20 protein-coding genes are annotated in these 18,410 nt (G+C 35.8%); 16 read left to right on the forward strand and 4 right to left on the reverse strand.

Going from position 1 to position 18,410, the window contains the following annotated elements:
- The first annotated feature begins 77 nt into the window (after positions 1 to 77).
- From B5X55_RS19205 to B5X55_RS06850, 11 genes are all read left to right on the forward strand, one after another.
- Positions 78 to 710, forward strand: a complete 633-nt coding sequence (locus B5X55_RS19205) for a DUF4286 family protein (protein WP_079511854.1) — start codon at positions 78 to 80, stop codon at positions 708 to 710.
- Positions 711 to 730: 20 nt separating this feature from the next.
- A complete protein-coding gene (gene rsmA, locus B5X55_RS06805; protein WP_079511855.1) occupies positions 731 to 1,597 on the forward strand; it encodes a 16S rRNA (adenine(1518)-N(6)/adenine(1519)-N(6))-dimethyltransferase RsmA in 867 nt (288 codons plus the stop codon).
- Positions 1,584 to 2,936, forward strand: a complete 1,353-nt coding sequence (gene mgtE / locus B5X55_RS06810; RefSeq protein ID WP_200811590.1) for a magnesium transporter — start codon at positions 1,584 to 1,586, stop codon at positions 2,934 to 2,936. The genes rsmA and mgtE overlap by 14 nt, the downstream gene beginning before the upstream one ends.
- Positions 2,937 to 3,077: 141 nt before the next feature.
- On the forward strand, positions 3,078 to 3,443 hold the full coding sequence (locus B5X55_RS06815; protein ID WP_079511856.1) for a cupin domain-containing protein: 366 nt from the start codon (positions 3,078 to 3,080) through the stop codon (positions 3,441 to 3,443).
- A 10-nt stretch (positions 3,444 to 3,453) separates the two neighbouring features.
- Positions 3,454 to 4,398, forward strand: coding sequence for a 2-hydroxyacid dehydrogenase (locus B5X55_RS06820; RefSeq protein WP_079511857.1), 945 nt, complete (start codon positions 3,454 to 3,456; stop codon positions 4,396 to 4,398).
- A complete protein-coding gene (locus B5X55_RS06825; RefSeq protein ID WP_079511858.1) occupies positions 4,399 to 4,854 on the forward strand; it encodes a DUF1801 domain-containing protein in 456 nt (151 codons plus the stop codon).
- Positions 4,855 to 4,885: 31 nt separating this feature from the next.
- A complete protein-coding gene (locus B5X55_RS06830) occupies positions 4,886 to 5,272 on the forward strand; it encodes a VOC family protein (RefSeq protein WP_079511859.1) in 387 nt (128 codons plus the stop codon).
- Positions 5,273 to 5,327: 55 nt separating this feature from the next.
- Positions 5,328 to 5,822, forward strand: coding sequence for a YtxH domain-containing protein (locus tag B5X55_RS18995; protein ID WP_234999686.1), 495 nt, complete (start codon positions 5,328 to 5,330; stop codon positions 5,820 to 5,822).
- A 79-nt stretch (positions 5,823 to 5,901) separates the two neighbouring features.
- The gene (locus B5X55_RS06840; protein WP_079511860.1) at positions 5,902 to 6,225 is read left to right on the forward strand and encodes an ArsR/SmtB family transcription factor; all 324 of its coding nucleotides are present in this window, start codon (positions 5,902 to 5,904) and stop codon (positions 6,223 to 6,225) included.
- 15 nt (positions 6,226 to 6,240) lie between these two features.
- Positions 6,241 to 6,726, forward strand: coding sequence for a DUF6428 family protein (locus B5X55_RS06845; RefSeq protein WP_079511861.1), 486 nt, complete (start codon positions 6,241 to 6,243; stop codon positions 6,724 to 6,726).
- Positions 6,727 to 6,737: 11 nt separating this feature from the next.
- The gene (locus B5X55_RS06850) at positions 6,738 to 7,238 is read left to right on the forward strand and encodes a GNAT family N-acetyltransferase (RefSeq protein WP_079511862.1); all 501 of its coding nucleotides are present in this window, start codon (positions 6,738 to 6,740) and stop codon (positions 7,236 to 7,238) included.
- A 1-nt stretch (position 7,239) separates the two neighbouring features.
- Here B5X55_RS06850 and B5X55_RS06855 read toward each other — a convergent pair whose 3' ends face one another.
- The 3 genes from B5X55_RS06855 to B5X55_RS06865 form a co-directional block, all read right to left on the reverse strand.
- Entirely contained in the window at positions 7,240 to 9,057 is a 1,818-nt protein-coding gene (locus tag B5X55_RS06855; RefSeq protein WP_079511863.1) for a lysophospholipid acyltransferase family protein, read from the reverse strand.
- Between the two features lie 70 nt (positions 9,058 to 9,127).
- Positions 9,128 to 10,375: an aspartate kinase gene (locus B5X55_RS06860; RefSeq protein ID WP_079511864.1), complete on the reverse strand. Its 1,248-nt coding sequence runs from the start codon at positions 10,373 to 10,375 to the stop codon at positions 9,128 to 9,130.
- 41 nt (positions 10,376 to 10,416) lie between these two features.
- Entirely contained in the window at positions 10,417 to 10,899 is a 483-nt protein-coding gene (locus B5X55_RS06865; RefSeq protein WP_079511865.1) for a GNAT family N-acetyltransferase, read from the reverse strand.
- Between the two features lie 108 nt (positions 10,900 to 11,007).
- Here B5X55_RS06865 and fbp point away from each other — a divergent pair, with 108 nt between their 5' ends.
- Positions 11,008 to 12,018, forward strand: a complete 1,011-nt coding sequence (gene fbp, locus B5X55_RS06870; RefSeq protein ID WP_079511866.1) for a class 1 fructose-bisphosphatase — start codon at positions 11,008 to 11,010, stop codon at positions 12,016 to 12,018.
- A 45-nt stretch (positions 12,019 to 12,063) separates the two neighbouring features.
- Here the strand turns inward: fbp and B5X55_RS06875 are convergent, their stop codons facing one another.
- Positions 12,064 to 12,486: a hypothetical protein gene (locus B5X55_RS06875; protein ID WP_079511867.1), complete on the reverse strand. Its 423-nt coding sequence runs from the start codon at positions 12,484 to 12,486 to the stop codon at positions 12,064 to 12,066.
- Between the two features lie 102 nt (positions 12,487 to 12,588).
- On the opposite strand from B5X55_RS06875, the gene B5X55_RS06880 reads away from it, so the two are divergent.
- From B5X55_RS06880 to pdeM, 4 genes are read left to right on the forward strand one after another with little or no spacing between them, the layout of a single operon-like run.
- Positions 12,589 to 13,614 carry a ligase-associated DNA damage response exonuclease gene (locus B5X55_RS06880; RefSeq protein WP_079511868.1) on the forward strand — a complete coding sequence of 342 codons (1,026 nt, stop codon included), beginning with the start codon at positions 12,589 to 12,591 and terminating at the stop codon, positions 13,612 to 13,614.
- Positions 13,611 to 15,221: an ATP-dependent DNA ligase gene (locus B5X55_RS06885; protein WP_079511869.1), complete on the forward strand. Its 1,611-nt coding sequence runs from the start codon at positions 13,611 to 13,613 to the stop codon at positions 15,219 to 15,221. The genes B5X55_RS06880 and B5X55_RS06885 overlap by 4 nt, the downstream gene beginning before the upstream one ends.
- Entirely contained in the window at positions 15,221 to 17,689 is a 2,469-nt protein-coding gene (locus tag B5X55_RS06890; protein WP_079511870.1) for a ligase-associated DNA damage response DEXH box helicase, read from the forward strand. The genes B5X55_RS06885 and B5X55_RS06890 overlap by 1 nt, the downstream gene beginning before the upstream one ends.
- Positions 17,690 to 17,702: 13 nt before the next feature.
- Positions 17,703 to 18,383, forward strand: coding sequence for a ligase-associated DNA damage response endonuclease PdeM (gene pdeM, locus B5X55_RS06895; RefSeq protein ID WP_079511871.1), 681 nt, complete (start codon positions 17,703 to 17,705; stop codon positions 18,381 to 18,383).
- Positions 18,384 to 18,410 lie beyond the last annotated feature (27 nt).

The raw sequence follows: 18,410 nt of genomic DNA on the forward strand, positions 1-18,410 counted from the left end.
CACAATTATATTTAAGACACTGTTCAATTAACTTTGTATCTAACATGTAATTTTAAGGAAGAATCTGAATTTAACATATGTACATTTATAACGTAACCACCAATATTGAAGAAACCAGCCATGATGCTTGGGTAAAATGGATGAAAGAAATTCATATACCAGAAGTACTATCTACTGGTAAGTTTCTAAGTGCAAAATTTACAAAAGTATTGATTGAAGAAGACATGGGAGGTTTCACCTATTCGGTTCAATACACTGTAAAGGATAAAGCTACTTTAGAACGATATTACGAGGAAGACGCTCCTAAATTAATAGAAAGTATTCAACGTAATTTTGCAGGTAAATTGGTTTCCTTTAAAACTGAATTAGAGGTTGTAGATGAATATTTTGTGCAGCGTGCTACTGCCACACACTATATGTTCACCTATGGTACATTACAAGAAAGAGAAGTACAATTAGGCGTTTTTTCAAGACCCTTAACTGGTTTTGAAGATGAATTACCACTTTATATTCTTTCGGATACAAAAGTAGCAGGCTTATATCCAACCGTGCATCACACCGGACAAAAAGAAGATCGTATTAAAGGGCAAGTCTATACGCTATCTCATCAAGAATTACAAAAAGCAGATATTTACGAAGGGGAGGCCTACGAACGAATTCAAATTCAATTGGCTTCTGGTAAAAATGCATGGGCATATATTGCAAAATAAGCTTGGCTTAAGAACATAGTATGGGAACGAAAAGGCAAAAAAATAAAGGTGATAAATATGCTCATAATAAGCATCACGAAAAAGGACCGGTAAAGGCAAAGAAATATCTAGGTCAGCATTTTTTAAAAGATGAAGATATCGCAAAACAAATTGCAGATACACTTTTACAAAAAGATTACAAGAATATTGTAGAAATCGGTCCGGGTACCGGGGTGTTGACAAAATACCTACTAACACGAGACATTAACCTGGTGGCGATGGACCTAGATTCTGAATCCATTATTTACCTTAATGAAACATTTCCGTTAGAACATCATAAGTTGTTGGAAGGAGAAGGTTCTTTTAAGGTGATCGAGGCCGATTTTTTAAATTATGACCTACAAACATTGTTCGGTGATGAACAATTTGGAATTACAGGTAACTTCCCCTATAATATTTCTACACAGATTGTATTCAAAGTACTGGAATTAAGAAATCAGATTCCTGAATTTTCAGGAATGTTCCAGAAAGAGGTCGCGCAACGAATTTGTGCACAAGAAGGTAGTAAGACCTATGGAATTCTATCTGTTTTAGCACAGGCTTTCTATGATACTGAATATCTTTTTACGGTACAGCCAGAAGTATTCGACCCGCCACCAAAAGTACAATCGGGCGTATTACGATTAACCCGTAAAACAAATTTTCAACTTCCCTGCGACGAACAATTATTCAGAAGAGTAGTAAAAACCGCCTTTAATCAACGTAGAAAGACCTTACGGAACAGTTTAAAAACCTTCGCCCTTTCAGATATTCTCAAAGAAGATGCTATATTTGACCAGAGACCAGAACAACTGTCCGTAGCAGATTTTATAGCATTGACGAAGAAGATAGCAGATGATACCCTTTAAACTTACCGAAGAACTTGTAAAAGACATAGAACAGCACATTGAAAATAAAAATGATGCTGAACTAACCACATTGTTTCAAGATGTCCATTATGCAGATATTGCAGAAATCATTAATGAACTTGATGATGATGAGGCTACCTACTTAATTAAATTATTAGATAGCGATAAAACCTCTGATATTCTTACTGAGTTAGATGAAGATATTCGTGAAGCGATACTAGGCAACCTTTCCTCGCAAGAAATTGCAAGCGAACTAGAAGAACTAGATACTGATGATGCAGCTGATATTATTGGTGAACTCCCTAAAGAGCAAGTACAAGACGTTATTTCTAAAATTGAAGATAGGGAACACGCCAAAGATATCGTAGACTTATTGCGCTATGCAGAGAATTCTGCTGGTGGACTTATGGCGAAAGAACTCGTAAAAGTGAACGAGAATTGGAATGTATTGACCTGTGTTAAAGAAATGCGAGCACAAGCTGAAAATGTAACCCGTGTTCACTCCATTTATGTAGTTGATGATGAAGACAAGCTTAAGGGACGGTTATCCTTAAAGGATCTATTGACTACTTCTACCAAAACACATATTAAGGACGTTTTTATTAAGAACGTAGATTCGGTCAACGTAAATGAAGACCCCGAAGAGGTAGCTCGTATTATGAGTAAGTATGACTTAGAGGCTATACCTGTAGTTGATGAAATTGGTAGGCTTGTTGGGCGTATTACGATTGACGACATTATTGATGTTATTAAAGAAGAAGCAGAGCGTGATTATCAAATGGCTGCTGGTATATCGCAAGGTGTTGAAGCAGATGCAAGCATTTGGGAACTTACCCGTGCACGTTTACCATGGTTGATTTTAGGCCTTTTTGGAGGTGCGGCAGCAGCCGTTATCATGGGTGGTTTTGAAGAAATGTTTCGCGCATATACCGTATTGTTCTTATTCACACCTTTGATAGCTGCAATGGCTGGTAACGTGGGTGTTCAATCTAGCGCAATTATCGTACAAGGTTTGGCAAACGATGATATAAAGGGAAGTATCGGTAACCGTTTGATTAAAGAAATGCTACTGGCCTTATTAAACGGGTTTATTCTATCATGTCTATTATTAGTATTTACTTGGGTCTGGAAAGGGGACTTCTTAACCTCTTTGGCAATCTCTATTTCACTTATTGCTGTAATCGTCGTTGCAGGCTTTATCGGCACATTCGTTCCTTTATTTCTTCACAAAAGAGGTATTGACCCAGCAATCGCAACAGGGCCTTTTATAACCACCAGTAATGATATTTTTGGGATTCTAATTTACTTTTCTATTGCGAAACTCATTTTAGGTATTTAATAAACCAGGATTCTTATTTTTAGAAAACCGCTACTTTACGTATCTTACTTTGTACAATACACGCTATTGATTTACAGCAGTGATGAAGTATTTTTTTGTCGTATCAAGAATTTATATTATTCCTAGTTTTTAATCTAAAAAATGAAAAGCATAAACCTTAAAGAAAAATATGAGTTAGTTGATGCCCATTGGCATCCACATCAAATTGGTATTGTCGATAACATGCAGGTCTTGTTGGCCAAGCTAAAAGGCGAATTTGTTTGGCATGCACATGAAAATGAAGATGAGCTATTTCATGTTATAAAGGGTACATTGCATATGCAATTTAGAGACCGTACCGAAGTCGTGAACGAAGGTGAAATAATTATTGTTCCCAAAGGAATTGAGCATTGCCCAACCACAAAAAACAAAGAAGAAGTTCAGGTATTATTATTTGAAAAATTAACAACAAACCATACGGGAAAGGTTGAATCTGAATTAACCCAAACCGATTATCCAAAAATATAATTCCCAGTAAATGAAAGTATTACACGTAGATATTAATCACCCACTAATTATTGAACAATTTTCTGAATTAGGTTTTCAGAACGTTGAAGACTATACCTCAACTAAAAAAGAAATTGAAAGCAAAATTGACCAGTACGATGGTTTAATTATTCGTAGTCGTTTTACCATAGATTCTCAATTCTTAGACAAGGCAAAGAACCTTAAATTTATTGGTCGATTAGGTGCCGGACTTGAAAATATTGACATCAAACACGCCAAATCGCTCGGTATATTTCTTGCGGCGGCGCCAGAAGGTAATCGAAATGCAGTAGGTGAGCATGCCATGGGTATGCTGTTGTCTCTATTTAATAAGTTAAATACTGCAGACCGTGAAGTTAGAAGTGGCAAATGGGATCGCGAAGGTAATAGAGGTTTAGAATTAGAAGGTAAAGTGGTTGGTATAATTGGCTACGGCAATATGGGTAAAGCCTTTGCGAAAAAACTAATAGGTTTTGATGTTGAAGAGGTAATCTGCTATGATATTCAAGGTGGTGTAGAAGATGAAAACGCGCGTCAAGTTGGTATTATGGAATTTCAAAATCGTGCTGATGTAGTGAGTCTACATGTACCTCAAACAGCAGAGACGGTAGGTATGGTTCACTCCGAATTCCTAAATAAATTTCAAAAACCCATTTGGATAATAAATACCGCTAGAGGAAAATGTATCATAACCTCAGATTTAGTGGAAGCAATGAAATCTGGTAAAGTTTTAGGTGCAGGTTTAGATGTATTAGAGTATGAAAAAGCTTCTTTCGAGAATATGTTTTCAGACAATAATTTACCTGATGCTTTTCAATATTTAATTAACTCTGACCAGGTAGTACTATCACCTCACGTAGCAGGTTGGACGGTTGAAAGCAAAATAAAATTAGCCCAAACCATAGTGGATAAAATTAAAGCAAAATTTATAACCTAAATGAAATATGCAGCAAATTCACCTAACGACTATATTGACCAACTACCTCAAGAACGTCGCGAAGTAATTGAAAAAATACGCGCTGTTATTTTACAAAATTTGCCTCAAGGTTTTGAAGAACAACTGAGCTATGGTATGCTGGGTTATGTTGTACCACACACATTATATCCGGCTGGTTATTATGTGAATCCAGAATTACCATTACCATTCATCAACTTAGCATCACAAAAGAATTTTATAGCGTTATACCATTCTGGCATTTATGCTGACACTAATTTATTAGCTTGGTTTGTAGTAGAATATCCAAAGCATTGTAAACTCAAACTAAACATGGGTAAAAGTTGTATCCGGTTTAAAAACCTAAATGATATTCCTTATACCTTAATTGCAGAATTATGCACAAAGATGACAACTAAGGAGTGGATTACCTTGTATGAAAAAAATGTAAAGAAATAACATACTTCGAAACATATAAAACAGCGTAATCATGAAAAAAAGAGTTACAGGATTAGGAGGTTTTTTTTTTAAAACAAAAGATCCTAGCAAGGTAAAGGATTGGTACAATAAGCATTTAGGTCTAAATACTGACCAATATGGTAGCACCTTTTGGTGGAAAGATAAAGAGGGGAATGACTGCTCAACACAATGGAGCCCAATGAAAGATGACACAACCTATTTTGAGCCTAGCACATCGAATTTTATGATGAATTTTAGGGTCGAGAATTTAGTAGAACTAATACAGGTTTTAAAAGAGGAAGGTGTTACTGTAGTCGGTGAAATTCAAGAATTTGAATACGGAAAATTTGGTTGGATACTAGATCCTGATGGCAATAAAATAGAACTTTGGGAACCTATTGATAAAGCATTTCTATGATGTTCAAATATTTGCTACATTTATCACTACTAATAACCACCTAATAACCACTAAAATGTCAGATGAAAATAAAGATTTAGGAGATAAGGCAGAAGATGCTTTCGATAAAGCTAAAGAATCTGCAAAAAACTTAGGCGACAAGGCAGAAGATGCCTTTGACAATGCCAAAGACAAAACCGAAAAAGCATACGATAACGCGAAAGAATCTGCAAAGGAATTTTCAGAAGATGTAAAAAAAACCTTTGACTCCAATAATCCTGATAGCGGTAAAACTGTAGCAATTATTGCTCATATAACTTTGATCGGTTGGATAGTGGCTATAATTATGAACAGTAACAATAAAACAGATCTTGGTAGTTATTATATACGGCAAACTTTAGGTATTTGGCTTCTTGCCCTCGTACTTAGTTGGATCCCTATTGTAGGGTGTTTTGCATTTTTGATATGTGTTGTACTAATAGTTATGAGTGTAATTAATGCCGTAAATGAAAAAAAAGTTCCAACTCCTATAGTTGGGGAGTATTTTCAGGATTGGTTTAAAAGTCTATAAAAAAATTAAGTCGGGTAAAATTCTATCTGACTTTTTTTATTTAATTTATTATCGTAATATTGCAATATATAAATATGAAATGGGCGTTACTAAAACACAAATATTCAATTTAGAGCAAAACGAATTGGCAGTTATCTTTAAGGTATTATCTAATCCTGCTCGTATTGCCATCTTACAATATATAAGTCAACAAGACTCGTGTATTTGTAATGATATCGTTGATGAAATCGGACTGGCGCAACCAACCATTTCACAACATTTAAAAGAACTAAAGAGTATTGACCTCATAAAAGGAGAAGTTGAAGGCAAGAAGGTTTGTTATTGCATAAATCTACCGAAATGGACAGAAATACAGACCCTCCTTAATATCTTCTTCAACACCACTAAAAACAATTGTTGTTAATTAAAATTTCAAAACATGAAAACAAATGAATTTCTTGCCTTATTAAACGAAAACTTAGAAAAAAGTTTAATGTTTGAATATGCTCCCGGTCTACTGGTTGGTGCAAATTATCATATTACAGAGGTAAAAAACATTACCATAGATTCTGTTGATTGTGGAGCAGGCACCGATTTCTGGAAAGAAACTATTATTCAACTATGGGAAAGTCCCGAAGAACTAGGCAAAAGAGACTACATGGTAGTCGAAAAGGCATTATCTATTTTAAATAGGGTAGATAAAATAAAGCCGATGGAAAAAGATGTTGAAGTAAAATTCGAATACAGCAATGCCCTTTTTCATACTGCTCAGTTATTTGTCTTATCCTATCAAATAAAAGATAATAATCTACTACTTCATTTAGGAGTTGAAAAAACAGATTGCAAGGCAAAAGAAACTTGTGGTGTATCTGAAAATGAAGAAGTTATGGAATCTTCATGCGCACCAGGCAGTGGCTGCTGCTAATTATTACACCTATGAATAAGGTAAGTATAAGAAAAATGTCGGCAACAGATTGGAACTCTGTTGCTGACATTTACAAAGAAGGTATCGCTACCGGTGTCGCAACTTTTGAAACTACTGTACCCGCTTTTGAATCTTGGGACAAAGCACATATGACCTATTGCAGGTTTGTAGCGGAAAGCTCCAATATTATCTTAGGATGGGTGGCACTTTCACCTGTTTCTAGTAGATGCGTCTATGGCGGAGTAGCAGAAGTCAGCGTATATATATCAAAAGCTAGTAGAGGTAAAGGTATTGGCAAATTATTATTGAAACATTTAATAGATGCCAGTGAGCAGGAAGGCATTTGGACATTACAATCTGGAGTTTTCCCAACCAACCATGCCAGTATTAAAATACATGAGGCAGTAGGCTTTAGAATGATAGGTAGCCGCGAACGTGTTGGAAAATTAAATGGACTATGGATTGATAATGTTCTTTTTGAACGAAGAAGTCGCTTGGTAGGTGTAGACTAAATTACTCCTTCTCAGGGCTTTGAGCTTCTTGAAGTCTTCGTTCCAATTCAGCTTGAAATTCTTCCATAACCGGTTTAACAGTGCTTTCAGGTAAATCTGCAATCTTTATATACATTAAACCATCAACTGAATTATTGAATAGAGGATCTACATTAAAAGCAACAACCCTTGCGTTTTGTTTAATGTATTTTTTAATTAATACCGGCAGCCTCAAATTACCTGGCTCGACCTCATCAATTAATCTATCAAACTTATTTAAATCTGCCTGAGTTTCATCAAATACAAACTCTTTATCGGAATCATTAAGTTTCACCTTAAATTCTTTTTTTGGTCTTATATATTGCGCCACATACGGATCCCAATAATTAGATTTCATAAACTCTATCATCAATGATTTCGAGAAATTTGAAAACTGATTACTAATACTTACACCACCAATTAGGTATTTATGTTCAGGAAATCTTAAGGTAGTATGTACAATACCTTTCCATAGTAAAAATAAGGGCATTGGTTTTTGCTGATATTCTTTAGTAATGTATGCTCTACCCATTTCAATAGAGTGTTGCATCATATCATATAATTCTGGTTCTACTCTAAATAAATCTTGAACGTAGAATCCGTCAATACCATGTTTCGGAAAAATTTCAGAACCCATTCCCATTCTGTAAGCTCCGACAATACATTTGGCCTCGTCATCCCAAAGAAATAAGTGGTGGTAATACGAATCGAAGTTATCTAAATCTATCGCTTTATTGGTGCCTTCACCAATAGCTCTAAATGTCACCTCTCGCTGTCTTCCTATTTCCTTTAAGATAAAAGGCATATCCTTTTCCTTAGCTAAAAACACTTCGTAATTCTTGCTTTGCAACAAACGACAATCTTTCTCCCTAAGCTTCTCAATCTCACCTTCCATTACCTCTTTACGTACTGCAGTTGCAATTTTCTTAGGTTGCTTAGGAAGTTTAAGAGATGTAGGTATTTGGTCTATTAAACGTTCTTTTTCATATGCATTCGACAAGATGTAGGTTTTGCGACGTAGCAAATCTGTATATTCCTCTAAACTTTCTTGATCCTTTTGGGTAGCGACAGAAATTGGCTGTCCTATTCTAACTTTAATAGGCCTATTTCTTTGCGTAAAAACTTGTGAAGGTATCATGGCAGTTCGTAACGAATCGCCCAATTTGGACATACGATAAAACAGCCCACTATTCTTTGCATGAAAATATATAGGGACTACAGGTACATCTGCTTTTCTAATTAATTTTATGGCAGCCTCTTCCCAAGGTTTATCCACCATCATTTTACCCTCTTTAAGCGTAGAGACCTCACCAGCTGGAAAAACACCCAACACATGGCCGTCCTTTAAATGTTGAAGTGTATTTTTAAAACCTGCAATACTACTTCTTGCATCTTTATGTTCGCTAAAAGGATTTACTGGCAAAATAAAAGGCACTAGAGGCACCATTCTCTGTAATAGAAAATTAGCCATTATCTTATAGTCAGGCCGTTGCTTTACCATTAACTTAAAAAGCAAAATACCATCAATAGCACCTAACGGATGATTACTAATGGTAACATATGGCCCTTCTTTTGGCAATCTTCTATAATCTTCTTCAGGAATTTCGTAGTCGATTTCAAAATGCTCCAAAATAGCATCAGCATAGGCTTCGCCTTCTAAATGGGCAATAGAATCATAATACCTATTGATGCCCGATAATCGGGTAACTTTTAATAAAACCCAACCAATAAAAGTACCTAATGCTCCATATTTGGCTAGATTAATGGCCTTGGCAACTTCTTTAGCGGTAACTAAACCCATATTTCATCCTCAATTAGACTGTAAATATAGGAAAATAGCAGTAGTAGCTTCGCTTTTAAATTAGGTGAAATTACTTTACAACGAGCTGTACGGTTTCTGTTCCTCGCTGTTCTAAAAGTAACTCATTACCATTCTGCAATGTTTCTAATGATTGCGTATCAAAATGACGAATAGTATATAAAGATACATTCTCATGATACGCCACCTTAAACTTGCTTTTCAATTGTAGAAGCATCGCGTCTAAACCTCCAAACTTATTATCTATACAAACCGAAAAACTAATTGCAGAGTTCTGAATAAGATCCACTTTAATTTTATGCTGATGAAATAACTTAAAAAGTTCGCTGATACTGTCTTCTACAATAAATGAAAAATCGAGCGAAGATAATTTTATTAAAACTTGATTCTTCTTAACAATAAAACACGGGACTTTTGGCTCGATACCAACACCCTTGCCAACCGTTGTTCCTTTATTCGTAGGATTTATAAAGGATTTAACGTGTAATGGAATTTCTTTTCTTTGTAATGGTTGCAATGTTTTTGGGTGAATTACCGTTGCCCCGTAAAAAGCTAATTCTATTGCTTCTCTGTACGAGATATTGTTCAATAACTGCGTTTCTTTAAAATACCGTGGATCTGCATTTAAAACACCAGGTACATCTTTCCAAATCGTCACAGAGTCTGCATTTAAACAAAATGCCAAAATTGCTGCCGTATAATCTGAACCTTCTCGGCCCAAGGTAGTCGTGAAATTATTATCATCACTACCCAAAAATCCTTGAGTAATATTCAAAACTTTCTTGTCTATTTTGGTAACATTCTCTTGTGTACGCTCCCAATTCACGGCAGTATCTCTATAACTACTATCTGTTTTTATAAAGTTTCTTACATCCAACCAATTATTTGAGATACCAATTTCTTTGAAATATGCGCTAATAATTGTGGTTGAAATCAATTCACCATATCCTACAACTTGATCATACACAAAGTTGTAATTAGGTGATTTGTTCCAAACTAGAAAACCATTTATTTCATCCACTAGAATTTTAATTTCCTTGTAGATGGAATGTTGAGCATTTGGAAATAATTCAGAGACAATACCAAGGTGGTAATCTACCATTTCGGCTACCTTCGATGGTATTTCTTTTTTATCATTAAAGTACGCGTTTATTATATCTTCCATGGCATTTGTAGTCTTACCCATGGCAGAAACAACTAGCAAAGTATTTTCATACCCTACTTCTTTTAAAACCTTTACCACATTTCTAACTGCATCTGCATCTTTAACAGATGCTCCCCCAAATTTAAAAACCCTCATAGTCTTCTTTTATCTTAAATCTTAATTCTATCTGTCTTTTTTTACGCTATTGCGTTCAAATAATTTTTCATACCCGCTTCATCTAACTGTACAACATCCCAATCACGCATTACGTTCGCTCCTTTACTTTCGTAAAATCCGATTGCAGGTTCATTCCAGTCAATTACTTCCCAGCTAATTCTTTTAACACCTAAGTCGTTTCCATATTTTACAACTTCGTCTAAAAGTGCAGTGCCTAAACCGGTACCGCGCATTTCTTTAGTTACTATTAAATCTTCTAAATGAATAACAGGTCCTTTCCATGTAGAATATCTTGGATAGACCAATGCCATACCTACAACTTTTTCTTCCTTTTCAGCAACAAAGCAATGAAACAACTTATGTTTACCAAAACCATCTTCCACAAGATTTTGCTCACTCACTTCTACGGCATTTTCTTCCTTTTCAAAAGTGGCTAATTCTTGAATTAAATGAAGCACTTGCCTCATATCTTCTTTTTGGGCAGCTCTGATTGTATATTTCATAATTGTTACAAATAAAACACAAAGTTATAAATTTAAAAAATGAAATTAAAACCAAAATTGAACGTTTAACAAAATATCGGATATTTGTATATAACTATAAACTAAAAAATGTCACCTAAAAAAAATCAAACCCTTGGGGAGTTTATTATTGAAAATCAAGACTCATTTCAATACTCCTCAGGAGAACTATCAAAACTCATCAATGCTATTCGATTAGCGGCCAAAGTTGTTAATCATGAAGTTAATAAAGCTGGCTTAATTGATATTTTGGGTGGGGTCGGCGAGACCAATATTCAAGGTGAAGATCAGCAAAAATTAGATTTATTCGCAAATGACAAATTTATTCAAACCTTAAAAAACCGTGAAATAGTTTGCGGCATTGCCTCAGAGGAAGAAGATAGTTTTATAAGCATTAACAGTAATGATGATAATCATCAGAACAAATATGTTGTGCTTATCGACCCTTTAGATGGGTCATCGAATATTGATGTAAACGTATCTGTTGGAACTATTTTCTCTATATATAGAAGGGTTACGCCTGTTGGCACACCTGTTACAATAGAAGACTTTTTACAACCAGGTAATAAACAAGTCGCTGCAGGTTATGTTGTTTATGGAACCTCAACCATGTTGGTCTATACGACTGGTGACGGAGTAAATGGTTTTACTTTGAACCCTGCCCTAGGTACTTTTTACCTATCTCACCCCAACATGAAATTTCCAGAAGATGGTACTATATATTCTGTAAATGAAGGTAATTATGTCCATTTTCATCAAGGGGTAAAAGACTATATCAAATACTGTCAGATGGAAGAAGGCGATAGACCTTATACTTCTAGATATATAGGTTCGTTAGTTTCAGATTTTCATAGAAACATGATTAAAGGTGGTATTTACATGTACCCAAAAAGCAGCGTAACACAGAATGGTAAACTTAGACTACTTTATGAATGCAATCCTATGGCCTTTATCGCAGAACAAGCCAATGGACTTGCAATTGGTGGTGTAAATCGTATTATGGATATTGAACCCACTGAATTGCACCAACGTGTGCCGTTCTTCTGCGGAAGTCGTAATATGGTTGAAAAACTTCAAGAATTTTTAAATCAATATCAATAAAAAAAAGGGAGCAAAATGCTCCCTTTTTACTTTCTTTTTTGCTCGTTAGTGCTTAACAAGGTACAGATAATCGTCAAAATCTATTTTGCCTCCAAAAATAGCAACTGAACGCTCAATAACTTTATCAGCTTTTTCACCTGTAAAGCCCATTCCAATGGCATATTTTTTTACCAAAATCATTTCCTCATAATCTATTCCATGATCTGTATAAATAATACGAAAGAAGTCAAAAAGTCTTTCTAAACGCTTTTCTGCATCGTGGGAAGCATCTATTGGGTATTTATTTTCCTTTTTCATTACCTCCTCAAATTCTGATTTGGTAATGTCCAATTTAGTTGCGAAACGATCTAACATATTTTTTTCTTCAATACTTAGTTCTCCATCTATGGCGGCCAAAGTAGCTAGAGCTGCAAAATGGGCTAGATTTCTTCTATGCTCACCACTTGTATATAAATCTGCAAAAGACATATCTTAATTTTTAATTATTGAGCAAATATAAATTTTTTAGAGGTCATAGTTTACATCTGACACAACTTTGTTGTTTTCAAAAAATTGTAACTTTCCCTTGCTATGAAATCACCACTTTTACAATTTACTTCTAACGGCATTTATTGCGAAAAGGCCAGGGTTTACCTTGACCCTTGGAAGCCTGTTGACAAAGCCATTATATCTCATGGTCATGCAGACCATAGCCGATATGGGCATAAAAATTATATTACCCATCACAGAAATGTTCCCATCATTTCTCATCGATTAGGAGATATTAATGTTATTGGCAAAGAATGGGGAGAAACTTTTGTCATAAACAACGTAAAATTTAGTCTGCACCCTGCTGGGCATATCATTGGTTCTTCACAGATTAGAGTTGAACATAAGGGTGAGGTATGGGTATTTTCTGGTGATTACAAAACAGAAAATGATGGTATTTCAACTCCTTATGAACCTATTAAATGTGATACGTTCATAACCGAATGTACCTTCGGGTTACCCGCTTTTAAATGGACGTCACAGGTTGAAGTTTTCGAGAATATAAATAATTGGTGGGCTGAAAATAGAGCTGAAGGAAAAACTTCTATTTTATTCGGATATAGTTTAGGTAAGGCACAACGTCTTCTCAAATACTTAAATACAGATATAGGCCAAATTTATACCCATGGCGCTATAGAAAATATGACTGAAGTATTACGGCCTTTAGTAGATTTTCCTAAAACAACACTCATCACAAAAGACACAAAAAAAGAACAGCTATTAGGCAATATTGTATTAGCGCCACCGAGCGCACATGGCAGCACTTGGATACGTAAAATGGCACCTTACGTTACTGCATCTGCCAGTGGGTGGATGACTTTTAGAGGAGCTAGACGTAGAAGAGCCATTGATAAAGGTTTTGTGCTAAGTGACCATTGTGATTGGACAGGATTACTTTCGAGCATTAAAGAAACTGGGGCAGAAAAAGTGATATGCACCCATGGTTATACAGACATATTTTCTCGTTATTTAAGAGAACAAGGGTACGATGCACGTACCGAAGCAACTCAATACGGAGAGGAAGAAACAGAAGCAGCATTAGCTTCAAAATCTACCGTAACAGCATGAAAAGTTTTGCCCTCCTCATAAAAGCTCTAGATAGCACTAACAAAACAATTGTAAAGGTTCAAGCATTGACAGATTATTTTTTAAATGCAAGCGATGTCGATAAGGTGTGGACCATTGCTATTCTGTCTCACCGTAGGCCACCGAGACCTGTCAATACAACCTTATTGAGAGAATGGGCATCTGACCTTGCGAATATTCCTCTTTGGCTTTTTGAAGAAAGCTATCACATAGTTGGTGACCTAGCGGAAACTATAGCTTTAGTAATACCTACGGCACAACAATCATCAGAGAAAAGCTTAACAAGGTTTCTTGAGGAAATGATTGCACTCAAGAAAAAATCTGAAGAGGACAAAAAATCTTATTTATATGAAAACTGGAAAATTCTTAATTACTACGAACGTTTCGTTTTTACCAAATTGATAACGGGTGGTTTTAGAATTGGAGTAAGTCAAAAACTAATGACAAGAGCTTTAGCGAAAGCCACTGAAATAGATGAAGATATTTTAGCCTACAAATTAATGGGAAATTGGGACCCAAATAGTATCACTTTTCAACAATTGGTGCTTGAAGAAAATAAAAGTGATTATCTCTCAAAGCCGTATCCGTTCTACTTAGCCTACGCCATAGAGGGCGCGCCTCAAAATTTAGGAAATGTATCAGATTGGTCTGCAGAACACAAATGGGACGGTATACGCTCTCAAGTGATTCTAAGAAATGATGAATTGTTCGTGTGGAGTCGTGGTGAAGAATTAGTAACCGATAAATATCCCGAATTCGAAAAATTCATTGGCACTATACCATCCGGCACTGTAATCGATGGCGAAATTTTATCATTTCCAAAAGGCAGTATTGGCACCTTTAATGATTTACAAACTAGAATAGGGCGTAAAACTGTTTCAGCAGCATTAGTGAAAAAAGTCCCTGTAATCTTAAAAGCATATGACCTTTTAGAATGGGAAGGAAAAGATATTAGAAAGCTACCGTTCATAGAGCGTAGAAAATTATTAGAGCAGCTTTTTTCTATGGTCACTAAGGAGAACCGAATTGAAATACCCCTGTATCTTTCAGAAAATATGTATTTTTCAACTTGGGAAGAAGTAGCTCAAGAACGGGAAAAATCAAGAGAAAAACATAGTGAAGGTCTAATGCTAAAACGCAAAGACTCTCCGTATTTAGTAGGCCGTAAAAAAGGGGACTGGTGGAAATGGAAAGTAGATCCACTAACTGTTGATGCTGTACTCACCTATGCCATGCGTGGTCATGGTAGGCGAAGTAATCTTTTTACCGATTACACATTTGCCCTTTGGAAAGAAGAGGATAATGGGGAAAAAGAATTGGTCACGTTTGCAAAAGCCTATTCTGGTCTTACCGATACTGAATTTAGAAAATTAGATGCATGGATAAAAAAAAATACTTTAGAACGATTCGGACCAGTACGAAGTGTTACTCCGCACCATGTTTTTGAAATAGCTTTTGAAGGTATTGCGTTATCAAAACGTCATAAAAGTGGGATTGCTACGCGATTTCCAAGAATGTTACACTGGCGAAAAGACAAAAATATTCATGAAGCGAATTCACTAGATGATTTAAAAGCCTTAATTCCCTAATGAATAGAGAGGAGCTTTTCAATATCGCAGAAAATTGGTTTCAAGAACAGCAATGGAAACCGTTTAAATTCCAAAAAGATACTTGGAAGGCTTTTTTACAGAGTAAAAATGGACTTCTAAATGCACCTACTGGTAGTGGTAAAACATACGCGCTTTGGTTTCCTATTGTGTTAAACTACATTAAGAAAAATCCAGATTATAAGACTAAACATAAAAAAGGTTTAAAAGCTATTTGGATAACTCCTTTAAGAGCACTATCGCAAGAAATAAAACAGTCTGCAGAACGTGTAACTTCAGATTTAGGAACTCAAATGACCGTCGGCATACGCTCGGGAGATACAACTACAAAGGAACGAGTCCAACAGAAAAAACAAATGCCCGACCTTCTAATTACTACTCCAGAAAGCCTACAATTGTTAATAGCCACTAAGGGATATGATAAAATTTTCAAAGACTGCTCAGCTATCGTAGTAGATGAGTGGCATGAAATTTTAGGTACCAAACGAGGAGTACAAATGGAATTGGCATTATCTCGAATAAAAACCATTTCAAGCGAATTACGCATCTGGGGCATATCTGCAACCATTGGTAATTTGGAACAAGCACGAGATGTTCTATTAGGTCCCGAGTCAAAAGCCCTGAAAAATTCGGTATTGATTAAAGCGAACATCAATAAAAAAATCACGGTTAAAAGTATTATTCCAAAGAAAATGGAAACTTTTCCCTGGCGAGGTCATTTAGGACTTCACTTATTGGAAGATGTTATCCCTATCATCAATAATAGCAAAACCACATTACTGTTTACCAACACCCGTAGCCAATGTGAAATTTGGTTTCAGAAAATATTAGAAAAACACCCTGAATATGCCGGTGAAATGGCAATGCATCATGGTAGCATCAATAAAGAAACTAGGGTTTGGGTAGAAAATGCCATTAGAAATGAAGGTTTAAAAGCCGTGGTATGCACCTCAAGTTTAGACTTGGGTGTTGATTTTGCCCCAGTAGAAACCGTTATACAAATTGGTGGGCCAAAGGGTGTTGCGCGTTTTTTACAACGTGCTGGGCGTAGTGGTCATCAACCTGGTAAAGAAAGTATAATTCATTTTTTACCCACCCATTCCATTGAGCTTATTGAAGCTTCCGCGCTGCAAAAAGCTGTTAAACAAAATACAGTAGAAGACCGCATGCCGCACCTTAACAGCTATGATGTGCTTTTGCAGTATTTGACCACATTGGCAATTTCAAACGGGTTTTACCCTGATGAAATTTATAAGGAAATAAAACAAACATTTTGTTACCAAGCCATATCTGATGACCAATGGCGATGGTTATTGAACTTTTTGGTTATGGGAAGCCAGAGTTTACAATCGTATGACGAATACAAAAAAGTAGAGGTAGAAAGCGATGGTAAGTTCACGGTAACCAACCGTGGTGTAGCGATGCGACATCGATTCCAAATCGGTACCATTGTGGGCGATGTCAATTTAGCCGTAAAATACCAAAAAGGAGGGTACATAGGTTCTATTGAAGAGTTCTTTATCTCTAAATTAAACAAGGGCGATGTTTTCACCTTTGCAGGCAGAAATCTGGAGTTTATAAGAATTAAGGAAATGACCGTACAGGTTAAAAACTCCACTAAAAAAACCAATAAAATCTCTAGCTGGATGGGGAGTCGTCTAACCCTATCAGCACAAATGTCAGAATTACTAAGAAACGAATTGTACAGTTCTAGCGAACCATTAGAAAATCAGTCCGCTGAAATTCGTGCTTTAGCGCCACTTTTTGTTCGTCAGCGAAGAGAAAGTATTGTGCCTAAACCTTCTGAATTTTTAATTGAAACATTTAAAACACGAGATGGGTATCACCACCTATTCTATCCTTTTGAAGGTCGATTTGTTCATGAAGCAATGGGTAGCCTTTTAGGGTATCGCATAAGTTTGCTTTCGCCAATCACTTTTTCATTGGCGTTCAATGATTACGGTTTTGAATTATTATCAGACCAACTGATAGATATTCAGCAAGTTCTGGACAATGATCTGTTTACTATAGATTTCATGTTAGATGATTTACAGAAAAGTCTCAATGCTACAGAAATGGCACGACGTAGGTTTAGAGATGTTGCCATTATCAGCGGAATGGTTTTTACCGGCTACCCTAAAAAAGGTATTAAGATGAAGCATTTACAAAGCAGCTCTCAATTACTATTCGATGTATTTCGAGATTATGAACCCGACAACTTACTTTTTCAACAAGCGTTTACTGAAACCTTCGAACATCAATTAGAAGAAGACCGTTTACGTCTTTCATTAGAACGTATTGCTACCCAAGATATGGTATGGAAACAATGTGAAAAGGCTACTCCTTTTTCTTTTCCATTGATTACAGACCGGATGAGTCGAGAAAAATTATCGAGCGAAAAATTAGCAGACCGTATTAAAAAAATGGCTGCTCTTTTGATGAAGAAATAGGTAATTTTGTTTTATGACCCACCCCATTCAGCTTCAAGGCCAATCTTTTCAAATGCATTTCTCGGGTGCACTTTTTTGGGTAGAGAAATCGATGCTGTTAATTAGTGATGTTCATTTGGGTAAGATTTCACATTTTAGAAAATATGGGGCTGCAGTACCACAAAATGCGGTTCAGCAAAATTTTGAAGCAATGACCATGGCAATAGAATTTTTTAAGCCAACAAAAGTGGTTTTTCTGGGAGATTTATTCCATTCATCCTTAAATAAAGAATGGGAACTTTTTGAAAATTGGGTAAATACAATAACCTCAGAAATGATACTAGTTAGTGGCAACCATGATATTATTTCACCATTGAAATATGAGGATATACATATAACGGTAATTTCTGAGTTAGTTTTAGATTCCTTTTTATTGACCCATCACCCAGAAGAACGAGACGGATTTTTTAATTTTTCTGGTCATATTCATCCCGCAATAAAATTAAGCGGATTAGGACGACAATCGGTAAGATTACCCTGTTTTTATAAAACGGAATCTCAAATGATTCTTCCTGCTTTTGGAGAATTTACCGGCACCTATACCCTAGAACCTTGTGATGGATGTGAAGTTTTTGCTCTTTTAGGCGATTCAGTACTTCCTGTTCCAATCAAAGAAGTGAAAAAGAAGCGCTCTTTTCGAAAAAAGTCCATTTAATTTTGCAAAAAATTCTTTTCTTTAATT

The organism is Maribacter arcticus, assembly GCF_900167935.1.
Classification (GTDB): Bacteria; Bacteroidota; Bacteroidia; order Flavobacteriales; family Flavobacteriaceae; genus Maribacter; species Maribacter arcticus.

Excerpts from the sequence above, each read along its gene's own strand:
- B5X55_RS19205 (WP_079511854.1), top strand. The coding sequence starts at position 78 with ATGTACATTTATAACGTAACCACCAATATTGAAGAAACCAGCCATGAT.
- rsmA (WP_079511855.1), top strand. The coding sequence starts at position 731 with ATGGGAACGAAAAGGCAAAAAAATAAAGGTGATAAATATGCTCATAAT.
- mgtE (WP_200811590.1), top strand. The coding sequence starts at position 1,584 with ATGATACCCTTTAAACTTACCGAAGAACTTGTAAAAGACATAGAACAG.
- B5X55_RS06815 (WP_079511856.1), top strand. The coding sequence starts at position 3,078 with ATGAAAAGCATAAACCTTAAAGAAAAATATGAGTTAGTTGATGCCCAT.
- B5X55_RS06820 (WP_079511857.1), top strand. The coding sequence starts at position 3,454 with ATGAAAGTATTACACGTAGATATTAATCACCCACTAATTATTGAACAA.
- B5X55_RS06825 (WP_079511858.1), top strand. The coding sequence starts at position 4,399 with ATGAAATATGCAGCAAATTCACCTAACGACTATATTGACCAACTACCT.
- B5X55_RS06830 (WP_079511859.1), top strand. The coding sequence starts at position 4,886 with ATGAAAAAAAGAGTTACAGGATTAGGAGGTTTTTTTTTTAAAACAAAA.
- B5X55_RS18995 (WP_234999686.1), top strand. The coding sequence starts at position 5,328 with ATGTCAGATGAAAATAAAGATTTAGGAGATAAGGCAGAAGATGCTTTC.
- B5X55_RS06840 (WP_079511860.1), top strand. The coding sequence starts at position 5,902 with ATGGGCGTTACTAAAACACAAATATTCAATTTAGAGCAAAACGAATTG.
- B5X55_RS06845 (WP_079511861.1), top strand. The coding sequence starts at position 6,241 with ATGAAAACAAATGAATTTCTTGCCTTATTAAACGAAAACTTAGAAAAA.
- B5X55_RS06850 (WP_079511862.1), top strand. The coding sequence starts at position 6,738 with ATGAATAAGGTAAGTATAAGAAAAATGTCGGCAACAGATTGGAACTCT.
- B5X55_RS06855 (WP_079511863.1), bottom strand. The coding sequence starts at position 9,057 with ATGGGTTTAGTTACCGCTAAAGAAGTTGCCAAGGCCATTAATCTAGCC.
- B5X55_RS06860 (WP_079511864.1), bottom strand. The coding sequence starts at position 10,375 with ATGAGGGTTTTTAAATTTGGGGGAGCATCTGTTAAAGATGCAGATGCA.
- B5X55_RS06865 (WP_079511865.1), bottom strand. The coding sequence starts at position 10,899 with ATGAAATATACAATCAGAGCTGCCCAAAAAGAAGATATGAGGCAAGTG.
- fbp (WP_079511866.1), top strand. The coding sequence starts at position 11,008 with ATGTCACCTAAAAAAAATCAAACCCTTGGGGAGTTTATTATTGAAAAT.
- B5X55_RS06875 (WP_079511867.1), bottom strand. The coding sequence starts at position 12,486 with ATGTCTTTTGCAGATTTATATACAAGTGGTGAGCATAGAAGAAATCTA.
- B5X55_RS06880 (WP_079511868.1), top strand. The coding sequence starts at position 12,589 with ATGAAATCACCACTTTTACAATTTACTTCTAACGGCATTTATTGCGAA.
- B5X55_RS06885 (WP_079511869.1), top strand. The coding sequence starts at position 13,611 with ATGAAAAGTTTTGCCCTCCTCATAAAAGCTCTAGATAGCACTAACAAA.
- B5X55_RS06890 (WP_079511870.1), top strand. The coding sequence starts at position 15,221 with ATGAATAGAGAGGAGCTTTTCAATATCGCAGAAAATTGGTTTCAAGAA.
- pdeM (WP_079511871.1), top strand. The coding sequence starts at position 17,703 with ATGACCCACCCCATTCAGCTTCAAGGCCAATCTTTTCAAATGCATTTC.